Origin of the sequence: Methylobacterium nodulans ORS 2060, assembly GCF_000022085.1 — a bacterium.
GTDB lineage: Bacteria > Pseudomonadota > Alphaproteobacteria > Rhizobiales > Beijerinckiaceae > Methylobacterium > Methylobacterium nodulans.
Genome location: NC_011894.1, coordinates 291090 through 303376, shown reverse-complemented (window position 1 = coordinate 303376; position 12287 = coordinate 291090). Strand labels below are relative to the sequence as shown.

Sequence of the window (12287 nt, the reverse complement as noted above, 5' to 3'; positions counted from 1 at the left end):
GGCCCGGAAAGAGGGAGCGCGAAGGGGCGGAGAATCATCCACCTGAGCGAGCCGACATCCGCATGGCGAAGCCGTCCCGTATGGCGGAGCCATCGACCGGATGCCGGACGACGGCGCCGGCGTCGCCGCGCGGGCCGGCCTCACGCGGCGGCCGGCGCCGCTCCCACGAGCTGGCGGGCCTGATGGACCGACATCGGCTCGCCGAAGGCGAAGCCCTGCGCGTAATCGCACCCGATCTCCGCCAGCGCCCGCGCATCCGCCTCGGTCTCGGCACCCTCGGCCACGATCTCGAGCCCCAGCTCCTGCGCCATCCGCACGATCGAGCGCAGGATCACCGAGCGGCCGTTCGCCATCTGGCGCACGAAGGATTGGTCGATCTTGATCGTGTCGAACGGGAAGCGCTGGAGATAGGCCAGCGCCGAGTAGCCGGTGCCGAAATCGTCGAGGGAGAGGCCGGCGCCGAGTTCGGCGATGCGGGCGAGCATCTGCGCGGCGTATTCCGGGTTCTCCATCACCAGGCTCTCGGTGAGTTCGAGCTTGAGCGACCCGGGGGCGACGCCGGTGCGGGCGAGCACCGTCTTCACGTCGTGCAGGAGGTCGTGGCGCAGGAGCTGGCGCGAGGAGACGTTGACGGAGGCAAAGAGCGGCGGCTCGACCACCAGCGCCTGCTGCCAGGCGGCGAGCTCCGCCGCCGTGCGCTCCAGCGCGAAGACGCCGAGATCGACGATGAGGCCGGATTCCTCCGCGATCGGGATGAAGGTCTGGGGGGGGATGCGCCCGTGCTTGGGATGGTCCCAGCGCAACAGCGCCTCGAACCCCGCGACCGTGCGGTCCTCCAGCCGGACGATCGGCTGGAACAGCACCTTGATCTCGTTGCGTTCGAGCGCCTGGCGCAGGTCGCTCTCCAGCATCAGCCGGTCGCCGCGGTCCGAGCGCATGGTCGGCCGGTAGACCTCGATCCGGTCACCGCCCTGGCGCTTGGCCTGGATCATGGCGATCTCGGCATTCTTGAAGATCTGGTCGCGCTTCGGATTGCTGCCCGCCTCGTGCAGCACCACCCCGATCGAGGGCGTCAGGAAGATCTCGCGGTCCGCGTAGGTGATCGGCGTGGTGATGGCGCGCCGGATCATGTCCGCGAAGGCGATGATGCGGTCGGGGTCGCGCTCGGAGACCAGGATCACCGCGAGCTCGTCGCCGGCGATCCGCGCCAGCGTGTCCTGCGGGCGCAGCAGCCGGCCGAGGCGGCGCGACAGGGTGAGCAGGATCGAATCGCCCGCCGAGAGCCCGATCGCGTCGTTCACCTGCTTGAAGCGGTCGATATCGAGGACGAAGACCGTGGGCTTGAGCCGCGGATCCTGCGCCGCGAGCGTCAGGGCGGCGTCGAGCCGGTCGTTGAACAATTCGCGGTTCGGCAGGCCCGTGAGGTTGTCGTGCACCGCATCGTGGAGCAGGCGCTCCTCGGCGATCTTCACCTCCGTCACGTCCGCGATGGTGCCGACGATGCGGATCACCTCGCCATCCGCCCCGATCACCGGCCGGGCCTTGAGCCGGAACCAGTAATAAGGGCCGGCGGCGGCACGCAGGCGGAAATCCTGGCAGATGCGCCCGCGGCGCTCCTCGATCACCGTGTCGAGGGCCGCCGAGTAGCGGTCGACGTCGAAGGGGTGGAGCAGCGCCAGCCAGTTCGCGGCCGGTCCTTCGAGGGCGCCGCGCTTGAGGCCGAGCTGGCTCTCGATCTCCGGACCGGCGAAGACCCGGTCGCCGGGCACGTCCCAGTCGAACACCACGTCGCCCGCACCCGTCAGCGCCAGCGCCCGCCGCTCGGTGTCCGAGACCACGGCCGTGCCGATGCCCCCGCCCGCGAAGGCATGCTGGAGCACCGTGAAGCCGATCAGCATCACGATGAGCACGAGGCCGCCGATCAGCGCCGGCTGGACGAGGTCGTTGCGCAGCTGCCCGGTGATCGCGAAACCCGCCGCCACCACCCAGGCGGTCAGGAGAAGCCAGGTCGGGATCAGCAGGATCGCCCGGTCGTAGCCGTTATGGGCTGCCAGATACACGACGAGGAGGAGGCCGACGCCCGCCACGGTCGCGATCGAGATGCGCGCCACGCCCGCCGCCACCGGCGGGTCGACGACGGCGAGTGCCACGAGGCCCGCGAGGAAGATCAGCCACAGGAGCGCCACGTGGCTGTAGCGCACGTGCCAGCGGGCGAGGTTGAGGTAGGCGAACAGGAAGACGAGCAGCGTCGCGCCGAGCACCGCCTCCGCGGAGGCGCGGTAGACCCGCTCGGCCGCCTCCGTGACCGGGAAGATCCGCTGGAAGAAGCCGAAATCGATGCAGGTATAGGCCAGCACCGACCAGGCCAGCGCCGCCGCGGCGGGAAAGATGATCGCGCCCTTCACCACGAACACGACGGTGAGGAAGAGCGCGAGGAGCCCCGCGATGCCGATGATGATGCCCTTGTAGAGGGTGAGCCCGGTTGCCTTCTTGCGGTAGGCGTCCTGGTCCCAGAGGTAGAGCTGCGGCACGTTGGGGGTGCGCAGCTCCGCCACGAAGGTGACGGTCGTGCCGGGATCGAGCGTGACGGTGAACTGGTCCGCATCCGGGCTCTCGTCGCGCTCGGGCCGGATGCCCTGGCTCGCGGTGATCGCCGCGATGCGCGAGCCGCCGAGATCCGGCCAGATGATGCCCGAGCCGACGAGACGGAAATGCGGCGCGACGAGAAGCCGGTCGATCTGCTCGTCGGTGTCGTTGGTGAGCGCGAAGACGATCCAGTCCGGCCGCGCCCCGGTCTCGCGCGCCTTCACGGCGATGCGCCGGACGATGCCGTCCTTGCCGGGCGCCGTCGAGATCTGGATCAGGTCGCCGTCGGAGCGGTAGCGCTCGATGGCGGGCGTGAGGTCGATCGCCTGGGCGTCGAGCCCGACCCGCACCGCCTCCAGCGCGCGCGCCGCGGACGGCAGGAGCGCCCCCGCGAGGGCGACGAGGAGGGCGAGGGCAAGGGAGGCGTGGCGCAACGCTTTAGAACGTCTTCAAGACCGGGGAGGGGAGGCGGGCCGTCGAGGAGCCGCCGAACCGTATCGATGCCCAAGCGTGGGAGCAAGGCGCGAGGACCCGGTCTCCCCCGCGGCCTGCCTTTCGTCTCCCGGTCCGGCGATGGAATTGGTTGGTCCCGCTTTGCGGCCAAATCAAGTTGCCGCGGGGCGAGGCAGGGTGGGACCCCCGGCGCCGGCCCCTTCGGCGACCGACGCTCAGGCAGCCTTGAGGGCGTTTCCGACCGCGTCGAGGCTCGGGAGCTTGCGGATCGGCCCGATCGCCGCGAGGGTCGGGGCGCCCGCCATCACGGCGCGCCCCGCGGCGCGCACCTGTTCGGGCGTCACCGCATCGACCTTGGCGATGATCTCCTCGGCCGGGATCACCCGGCCCCAGGCGAGGATCTGGCGGGCGATGCGCTCGATTCGCCCGCCGGGCGTCTCCAGGGCCGAGAGCAGCGAGACCTTGAGCTGCGCCTTGGCGCGGGCGAGCTCCGTCTCCTCGATCGAGGCGGCGGCATTGCCCAGGCACGCGACCGTGACCTCGACCAGGGCCGGCAGATCGGCGCCGGCCGTGCCCGCGCCGATCCCGAACAGGCCGCAATCCGAGAAGGGCCAATGGAAGGCATGGATCTCGTAGGCGAGGCCGCGGGTCTCGCGCACCTCGTGCCAGAGCCGGGAGGTCAGGCCCCCGCCGAGCACCTGCGCGAAGAGGTGGAGCGCGTAATAGCCCTCGTCCCGGAAAGAGAGGCCGGGCAGGCCGAGGACGAGGTTCGCCTGTTCGAGCTTGCGCAGCATCCGCCGCTCGCCGCCGAGATACAGGCCCGCTTCCGCGTCGGGCGCCGTGCGGGCCGGCAGGGCTCCGAAATGGCGCTCGGCCGCCTCGACGATCGCCTCGTGCTCCACGGCGCCGGCCGCTGCCAGCACCATGCGGTCGGGCGTGTATTCGCGGGCGAGATAGACCTCGATCGCCCGCCGGTCGAAGCTCTGGATCGTCTCGGGCCGGCCGAGGATCGGGCGGCCGATCGGCTGGTCGGGGAAGGCCGCCTCGGTGAAGGCATCGTAGACCACGTCGTCCGGCGTGTCCTCGACGGCGGCGTATTCCTGCAGGATCACGCCCTTCTCGCGGGCGAGCTCGCCCGCGTCGAAGACCGAGTTCGTCAGGATGTCGCCGATCACGTCGAGGGCGACCCCGATATCCTCGCCGAGCACCCGGGCGGTGTAGCTCGTCTGCTCGGCGCTGGTGGCGGCGTTGATGTCGCCGCCCACATTCTCGATGTCCTCGGCGATGGCCCGGGCGCTGCGCCGGCACGTGCCCTTGAAGGCCATGTGCTCGATGAGGTGGCTGAGCCCGTGCTCCTGCGGCCGCTCATGGCGCGATCCCGCCCCGACCCAGACGCCGAGCGTCGCGGTGGCGACGCCCGGCATCGGCTCGGTCGCGACCGTGAGACCGTTCGGCAGGCGCGTGATGCGCAAGGAGGGCGAGGCGCCGAAGGTCGCGAAATGCTCGTTCACGCGGCGGCTCCGCGCAGGATGCGCGCCCGCTCGCGGATGAAGCGCTCGACCGCGCCCTCGTCGTTGGGCAGCACGGCGAAGCGCTCGCGCCGGGTCATCAGGTCGGCGAGATGGGGCGGCAGGGCAGGGCGCTGCCCCGTCGCGGCCTCGACCGCATCCGGGAACTTCGCCGCATGCGCGGTCGCGAGCGCCACGACCGGCGTCGCCGGATCGGCATCGAGGAGCCGGCGGCCGGCCCGCACGCCGATGGCGCTGTGCGGATCGAGCACATAGCCCGTGCTCCGGTAGGTCTCGCGGATCTCGGCCGCGACCTCCGGCTCCTGGACCGCCGCCGCGTCGAACTCCGCCCGCACCCGCTCCAGCACCGCGGGCGGGAGCGAGAAGGCGCCCGATTGCTTGAGGCTCGCCATCAGGCGGTTGAGCCCTTCGGGCTCCCGGTCGAGGGCCTCGAAGAGCAGGCGCTCGAAGTTCGAGGAGACCTGGATGTCCATCGAGGGCGAGGTGGTGGGGGCAACGCCGCGCACCTCGTAGGCGCCGCTCGCCAGCGTGCGGGCCAGGATGTCGTTGGCGTTCGTCGCGATCATCAGCCGGCCGACCGGCAGGCCCATCCGCTTGGCGACCCAACCGGCCAGGATGTCGCCGAAATTGCCGGTCGGCACCGAGAAGGAGACCGGGCGATGCGGGGAGCCGAGCGCCACGGCGCTGGTGAAGTAGTAGACGGCCTGCGCGGCGACCCGCGCCCAGTTGATCGAGTTGACGCCCGACAGCCGCACCTCCTCGGCAAAGCGCGGGTGCTGGAACAGCGCCTTCACGATCGCCTGGCAATCGTCGAAGGTGCCCTCGACCGCGACGGCGTGGACGTTGGCCGAATCCACCGTCGTCATCTGGCGCCGCTGCACCTCCGACACGCGGCCGTGCGGGAACAGGATGAAGACGTCGACCTGATCGAGGCCGCGGAAGGCCTCGACGGCGGCGCTGCCCGTATCGCCGGAGGTGGCACCCACGATGGTGGCGCGGCTGCCGCGGGCCTTCAGCACGTGATCCATCAGCCGCCCGAGGAGCTGCATCGCCACGTCCTTGAACGCGAGCGTCGGGCCGTGGTGGAGTTCGAGCAGGAAGAGGTTGTCGCCGAGTTGCACCAGCGGGCAGACGGCCGGGTGCCGGAAGGTGGCATAGGCCCCCTCGATCATCCGGTCGAGGTCGCCCTGCGGGATCTCGCCGTCGACGAGGGGCGACAGCACGGTCTTGGCTGCGGCCGCGTAGGGACGCCCGGCAAGGCCCGCGATGGCCGCCGGATCGAGGGCGGGCCAGCGCTCGGGGAGGTAGAGGCCGCCGTCGCGGGCAAGGCCGGCGAGGAGCGCATCGGTGAAGGTCAGCTTTGCGGCGGCGCCGCGGGTCGAGACATGAAGCACGGGGAACGTCCTGAAGCTGCGGACGCCCTACACGAATTGTCCGGCGGCGTCAGCCGGAAGCGCATCGCAGCGGGATGCCCGCCGGATGGGGCAAAATAGAACCTGACCTACGTGGAAGCCGCCCCGCTCCTCATGCTGAGGTGCTCCGAAGGAGCCTCGAAGCACGCCTGACCGCTGATCCCACCCACCAGAGCCTTGGACCAACGTTCAGGCGTGCTTCGAGGCTGCGGCTGCGCCGCGCGACCGGTTTCATCCGTCAGGGTCGGCGCAGCCGGTGGCGAACTCATATCGAGATGGGTCAACGGCCCGCTGCGTCAGCAGCCCGGGCCGTTGGGATCAAGCCACCTCGCGAAGCCGCTTCCAGGCATAGGCCGAGAACACGCCGACGAGGCACAGCGCGATGCCGTACCACGTGAAGGCGTATTGCAGGTGGTTGTTCGGCAGATCGACCCGGAGCTGTCCGCCCCGGGGCCAGCCGCCGGGATTGGGCGTCGCGTCGGCCTCGATCAGGTAGGGCGCGACCTCCGTGAGGCCACGGGCGGCGGCGATGCCCGGAATGTCGCGATTGAACCATTCGCCCCGCTGCGGATCGGGCGCGGGAACGAACAGGCCCCGCTCCTCGCTCGCCCGCAGTATCCCGGTGACCGTGACCGGACCCGCGACCTCGCCGGCCGCGCGGTCGCGCGGGTTCCTGAGCTCGGTCGGGACGAAGCCGCGGTTGATCAGGATCGGCGGGCCGTCCTCCCGCACGAGCGGCGTCAGCACGTAGTAGCCCTGGAGGGCGCGGCCCGGAGCCTCGCCCGGCGCGAGGCCGTGGACCAGTGTCTCCCTGTCGTTGAGGAGGCGGCCGGTGATGCGCACCCGCTTGAACTCGTCGGCGGCGGGGTCCCAGGTTCCGGCGGCGGGGGGCGCGAGCGGCGGATCGATCCGCGAGCGCTCCACCACCTGTCGGATCACGCCCTCCTTCCAGGCCTTGCGCTGCAGTTGCCAAGTGCCGAGTGCGAGGAGGATCGCGAGGCAGACGAGCGTCGCGAGGCCCGGCGCGAGGAGGTCGCGCCAGGGAGGGGAGCGCCGGACCGGTTCTGCCGCCGCATCCATCAGCGGAAACGCCCCTGCTCGGCCCTATTGGAGAATTGTAGGGCCGCCATCAGGCCCTTGAGGGGACGCACTAGGACCAGGCTCAGCACGATGGCGAGCGGTGCCCACAGCACGGCGTGAACCCAGAGCGGCGGCTCGTAGGCGAACTCGACCCACATGGCGAGGGCCACGACGATGAGCCCGACGATCGACATCACGAAGAAGGCCGGCCCGTCGGCCGAGTCGATGAACTTGAAGTCGAGGCCGCAGACCTCGCAGCGGGGGCGGAAGCTCAGGAATCCCTTGAACAGATGGCCCTCGCCGCAGCGCGGGCAGCGCCCGCGCAGGCCGGCCGTTGCCGGCGATGAGGTTGCGCGGATGTCGTCCACCTCTACATGCTCCTCGCTGATGCGGGCCGCGATCCTTCGGGGCGCCGCCGGTCGCCGGATCCCGTTTGCGAGGGCCGGTCAACCGGGACCGGCCTAAGCAGACTTGGCGGAGCGTGCCACCGCTTCGTCCGCTTAGGCTTTCGATGTGTCGCAGGTTTTGACGGAAAACCGCAACGCACTGTTCCGAAACCTGCTTAGCCCACCATCGATATGGGGGTTGGGCGGGCATCCCGCCACGAAAAAAGGGCGGCTCGCGCCGCCCTCTTCGCATCCTTTTCGAAGCGCTACGATCCGGCCGCCGCCGCGTGGCCGAAGCCCGAGCCCCAGACATAGATCGCGGAGAAGAGGAACAGCCAGACCACGTCGACGAAGTGCCAGTACCAGGCGGCGAACTCGAAGCCGAGATGCTGGCGGGGCGTGAAATGGCCGAGATAGGCCCGGTAGAGGCAGACCGACAGGAAGATCGTGCCGATGATCACGTGGGCGCCGTGGAAGCCGGTCGCCATGAAGAAGGTGGCCGAGTAGATGCTGCCCGAGAAGCCGAAATGGGCGTGGGCATACTCGTAGCCCTGGACGCAGCTGAACAGCACGCCGAGGATGATGGTGAGCCACAGGCCGTATTTGAGGCCCTTGCGGTCGTTGTTCAGCAGGGCGTGATGCGCCCAGGTGATGGTGGTGCCGGAGGTGAGCAGGATCAGGGTGTTGAGGAGCGGCAGGTGCCAGGGATCGAACGCCTCGACGCCCTTCGGGGGCCAGGTCCCGCCGGTGAATTCCAGACGCGAGGCCTGGATCGGCTCGGCCGCGTAGAGCGCCGCGTCGAAATAGGCCCAGAACCATGCGACGAAGAACATCACCTCGGAGGCGATGAACATCATCATGCCGTAGCGGTGGTGAAGCTGCACCACGCGGGTGTGGTCGCCGGTATTGGCCTCGTGCACGACGTCCCGCCACCAGCTCAGCATGGTGTAGAGCACACCGATGACGCCGGCGAAGAAGAGATAGGGGCCGATCGCGAGCTTCGCGAGGGTGAGGCTCTTCATCCAGAAGACGGCGCCCGACGTCGTCATGAGGGCACTGAGCGAGCCGATGAGCGGCCAGGGACTCGGATTGACGAGGTGGTAGTCGTGGTGCTTCGCGTGCGCCTCGGCCATCGTGTTCGATCTCCTCGCCTTGATCTTAAGACCGGGCGCGCACCGCGCCGGGCATCGCGCCGGTCTTGGCCATCTCGTGTGCCGGTGCCCCTCGTCCCCGGGCGGCTCGGCCGGCTCACGCTTTAAGATGCGGCCCTAAGCCTGTCACCGGGCCTTAGGGTCAATTCGGCCGCGGATTGCCCGCGCCCGTTGTCGCAAGTGCGGCCGTCGGCTGGCCGTTCCGCGACGGGAAATAGGTGTAGGAGAGCGTCATCTCCGTGTAGTCGCGGGTGTTCGAGTCAGTCCGCACCGCCGGATCGACGTAGAACACCACGGGCACGTCGATCGTCTCGCCCGGCTGCAGCGTCTGCTCGTTGAAGCAGAAGCACTGGATCTTGACGAAGTAGCCGCCCATCAGCCCGGGCTGGACGTTAAAGGTGGCGACCCCGGTGGTCGGCACGCTGGCCGTGTTGGTCACGCGGAAGAACACCGTCTGGGTCTCGCCGAGCTTGGCCTCGACCCGCGGCGCTTCCGCCTGGAAGCGCCAGGGCAGGCTCGGGGAGACGTTGGTGTCGAAATGGACCGTCATGGTCGCGTCGGACACCGTGGCCGAGGGGCCACGGCCGACGAGCGGGGTGCCGTCGTAGCCGGTCGCCTTGCAGAACAGGTCGTAGAGGGGGACCGACGCATAGGCGAGGGCGGTCATGCCGACCACGACGCCGACGCAGGCCAGGAGCGTCGTGCGGATGCCGTTGCGGCCCGCCGTGCCGGCGTGAGGTCGGGGGAGAGTCATCGGGGCACCTCGCGCGTCAGAGCGGCCGGTTGAGGACCTGAGGCCCGAGCTTGGCGATGGTCAGGACGTAAAAGATGGCGACCAGGGCGGTGAGGGTCAGCGCGATCGCGATGGAGCGCTTGCGCCGACGGCGCACCTCCTCCGGGGTCAGGGTCGGGAGATCAGTCATCCGAGCAACACGGGAATCGGCCGCATCAGGCCGAGGCCCTGCTCCGCGAGCAGCGCCGAGAACAGGAGGAAGAGATAGAGGATCGAGAAGCCGAACAGGCTCATGGCGGCCTTGTCGGCGCTCTCGCCCTCGCGGCGGCGGTGGACCTGCAGGCTCAGCACCAGCATGGCGAGGCCGCCGAGGAGGGCCACGAGGCCGTAGATCAGGCCGCCGAAGCCGAGCGCCACGGGCGCGAGGCCGAGCGGTGCGAGGAGGAGCGTGTAGCCGACGATCTGGCGCCGGGTCGAATCCGGGCCGGCCACGTTCGGCATCATCGGGATGCCGGCCTTGGCGTAGTCGGCGGACTTGACGAGGGCGAGCGCCCAGAAATGCGGCGGCGTCCAGATGAAGATGATGAGGAACAGGATGATGCCCTCGATGCCGACGCTGCCGGTCACCACGGCCTGGCCGATCATCGGGGGAAGCGCTCCGGCCGCGCCGCCGATCACGATGTTCTGCGCCGTCGCACGCTTGAGCCACATCGAGTAGATCACGGTGTAGAAGACGATCGTGAAGGCGAGCAGCCCCGCCGCCAGCCAGTTCGCCGCGAGGCCCAGCATCAGCACCGAGCCCACCGCGAGCACGAGGCCGAAGGTCAGCGCCTCCTCCGGGCGGATCCGGCCCGCCGGGATCGGGCGCGAGCGGGTGCGGGTCATCACCGCGTCGATATCCGCATCCCACCACATGTTGAGGCAGCCCGAGGCGCCCGCCCCGACCGCGATCATCAGCAGCGACACGGCCCCGATCACCGGGTTCACGTGGCTCGGCGACACGGTCATGCCGACAAGCGCCGTGAAGACCACCAGCGCCATCACCCGCGGCTTCAGCAGGGCGAAGAAATCCGCGACGTCGCCGTTGGAGGCGGGCGCCAGGGTCTGTGCGGGGTTCAGGCTGTTCGTCAGACTCGTCATGGCCACCAGCACGAAAGCGAGGGGCGGGGAGGGGGTGTCTCGCTCCTCGCCGGAATTCTGGCCGGAATCCTGCCGGGCAGCATTCGGGGGAAGAGCGAGGGCCGCCCGAGGGCGGCCCTGCCTAAGGTCGGTCAGTGCGCGTGCGACGGCTCGTCGACGATCACCGGAAGGGTCTCGTACTGGTGGAAGGGCGGCGGCGAGGAGAGGGTCCATTCCAGGGTCGTGGCGCCCTCGCCCCACGGATTGTCCGCCGCGCGCTCCTTCGAGCGGAAGGCCAGCACCACGCCGATCACGAACACCACCATGCCGAGCGCAAAGACGTGCCCGCCCATGGTCGCCACGTAGTGCCAGCCCGCGAAGGCGTCCGGGTAATCCGCGTAGCGCCGCGGCATGCCGGCGAGGCCGAGGAAGTGCATCGGGAAGAACAGCACGTTGGCGCCGATGAAGGCGAGCCAGAAGTGCAGCTTGCCCGCCCATTCCGGGATCATCCGGCCGGTCATCTTCGGGAACCAGTAGTAGACGCCCGCGAAGATGATGAAGACTGCGCCGAGCGACAGCACGTAGTGGAAGTGTGCGACGACGTAGTACGTGTCGTGCAGGTAGCGGTCGACGGCCGCGTTGGCCAGGATCACGCCGGTGACGCCGCCGACCGTGAACAGGAAGACGAAGCCGACGGCCCAATGCATGGCGGCCGTGAAGCGGATCGAGCCGCCCCACATGGTGGCGATCCAGGAGAAGATCTTCACGCCGGTGGGCACCGCGATGACCATCGTGGCGAAGACGAAGTAGGACTGCGTCTGCAGCGTCAGGCCGACCGTGTACATGTGGTGGGCCCAGACCACGAAGCCGACCACGCCGATCGCCACCATCGCGTAGGCCATCGCCAGATAGCCGAAGATCGGCTTTCTCGAGAAGGTCGAGATGATGTGCGAGACGATGCCGAAGGCCGGCAGGATCATGATGTAGACTTCGGGGTGACCGAAGAACCAGAACAGGTGCTGGTAGAGGATCGGGTCGCCGCCGCCGGACGGGCTGAAGAAGGTGGTGCCGAAGTTGCGGTCGGTGAGCAGCATGGTGATCGCGCCGGCGAGCACCGGGAGCGACAGCAGCAGCAGGAAGGCCGTCACCAGCATCGACCACGCGAACAGCGGCATCTTGTGCAGGGTCATGCCCGGCGCGCGCATGTTCAGGATGGTGGTGATGAAGTTGATGGCGCCCAGGATCGAGCCCGCGCCCGAGAGGTGCAGGGCGAAGATGCCGAAATCGACCGCCGGGCCGGGATGGCCGTCGGTGGAGAGCGGCGGATAGACCGTCCAGCCGGTGCCGGGGCCGGTCGCGCCCGGCGCGCCCTCGACGAAGAGGGAGCAGACGAGGCTGAGGAAGCCCGCCACCGTGAGCCAGAACGAGATGTTGTTCATGCGCGGGAACGCCATATCGGGCGCCCCGATCATCAGCGGCACGAACCAGTTGCCGAAGCCGCCGATCAGCGCCGGCATCACCATGAAGAACACCATGATGAGGCCGTGGCCGGTCACGAAGACGTTGTAGGTCTGCGGGTTGGAGAAGTACTGCAGCCCGGGCTGCTCCATCTCCATGCGGATGCCGAAGGACAGGAAGGCGCCCACGATGCCCGCCGAGAAGGCGAAGAGCAGGTAGAGCGTGCCGATATCCTTGTGGTTCGTGGAATTGAACCAGCGCTGGAAGAACGGTGGGGTGTGATCGTGGGCCTCAGCGTGCCCGGCCGATGCGGCGGTTGCCATGAAAGGAACCTCTTCGCGGGGTTTCGCGTCGTGAGGGTGACGGCCGGGCGCGACGCC

General features: G+C 69.3%; 10 protein-coding genes. All 10 read right to left on the bottom strand.

Annotated elements, in window-relative coordinates; all coding sequences use genetic code 11:
* Window positions 1-140: 140 nt before the first annotated feature.
* Window positions 141-3020, bottom strand: a complete 2880-nt coding sequence (locus tag MNOD_RS01325) for a sensor domain-containing phosphodiesterase (protein WP_015927027.1) — start codon at window positions 3018-3020, stop codon at window positions 141-143.
* A 234-nt stretch (window positions 3021-3254) separates the two neighbouring features.
* Window positions 3255-4550, bottom strand: coding sequence for a M16 family metallopeptidase (locus MNOD_RS01320; protein ID WP_015927026.1), 1296 nt, complete (start codon window positions 4548-4550; stop codon window positions 3255-3257).
* Entirely contained in the window at window positions 4547-5962 is a 1416-nt protein-coding gene (gene thrC, locus MNOD_RS01315; RefSeq protein WP_015927025.1) for a threonine synthase, read from the bottom strand. Before thrC ends, MNOD_RS01320 begins: the two co-directional genes overlap by 4 nt.
* A 336-nt stretch (window positions 5963-6298) precedes the next feature.
* Window positions 6299-7060, bottom strand: a complete 762-nt coding sequence (locus tag MNOD_RS01310) for an SURF1 family protein (protein ID WP_015927024.1) — start codon at window positions 7058-7060, stop codon at window positions 6299-6301.
* Window positions 7060-7428, bottom strand: coding sequence for a DUF983 domain-containing protein (locus MNOD_RS01305; protein WP_015927023.1), 369 nt, complete (start codon window positions 7426-7428; stop codon window positions 7060-7062). The genes MNOD_RS01310 and MNOD_RS01305 overlap by 1 nt, the downstream gene beginning before the upstream one ends.
* 284 nt (window positions 7429-7712) lie before the next feature.
* Complete coding sequence (locus tag MNOD_RS01300) at window positions 7713-8579, bottom strand: cytochrome c oxidase subunit 3 (RefSeq protein WP_015927022.1); 867 nt, start codon at window positions 8577-8579, stop codon at window positions 7713-7715.
* A 160-nt stretch (window positions 8580-8739) separates the two neighbouring features.
* Complete coding sequence (locus MNOD_RS01295; RefSeq protein WP_015927021.1) at window positions 8740-9351, bottom strand: cytochrome c oxidase assembly protein; 612 nt, start codon at window positions 9349-9351, stop codon at window positions 8740-8742.
* A gap of 16 nt (window positions 9352-9367) precedes the next feature.
* Window positions 9368-9520 (bottom strand): hypothetical protein, encoded by a 153-nt coding sequence (locus tag MNOD_RS47870; RefSeq protein WP_015927020.1) that lies wholly within the window; start codon window positions 9518-9520, stop codon window positions 9368-9370.
* Complete coding sequence (locus MNOD_RS01285) at window positions 9517-10470, bottom strand: heme o synthase (protein WP_015927019.1); 954 nt, start codon at window positions 10468-10470, stop codon at window positions 9517-9519. Before MNOD_RS01285 ends, MNOD_RS47870 begins: the two co-directional genes overlap by 4 nt.
* Before the next feature lie 131 nt (window positions 10471-10601).
* Window positions 10602-12230 carry a cytochrome c oxidase subunit I gene (gene ctaD / locus MNOD_RS01280; RefSeq protein WP_015927018.1) on the bottom strand — a complete coding sequence of 543 codons (1629 nt, stop codon included), beginning with the start codon at window positions 12228-12230 and terminating at the stop codon, window positions 10602-10604.
* Window positions 12231-12287 lie beyond the last annotated feature (57 nt).

Bases quoted from the DNA above. Each gene is read 5' to 3' on its own strand.
- MNOD_RS01300 (WP_015927022.1), bottom strand. From the start codon at position 8,579: ATGGCCGAGGCGCACGCGAAGCACCACGACTACCACCTCGTCAATCCG.
- MNOD_RS47870 (WP_015927020.1), bottom strand. From the start codon at position 9,520: ATGACTGATCTCCCGACCCTGACCCCGGAGGAGGTGCGCCGTCGGCGC.
- MNOD_RS01295 (WP_015927021.1), bottom strand. From the start codon at position 9,351: ATGACTCTCCCCCGACCTCACGCCGGCACGGCGGGCCGCAACGGCATC.
- MNOD_RS01310 (WP_015927024.1), bottom strand. From the start codon at position 7,060: ATGGATGCGGCGGCAGAACCGGTCCGGCGCTCCCCTCCCTGGCGCGAC.
- MNOD_RS01285 (WP_015927019.1), bottom strand. From the start codon at position 10,470: ATGACGAGTCTGACGAACAGCCTGAACCCCGCACAGACCCTGGCGCCC.
- ctaD (WP_015927018.1), bottom strand. From the start codon at position 12,230: ATGGCAACCGCCGCATCGGCCGGGCACGCTGAGGCCCACGATCACACC.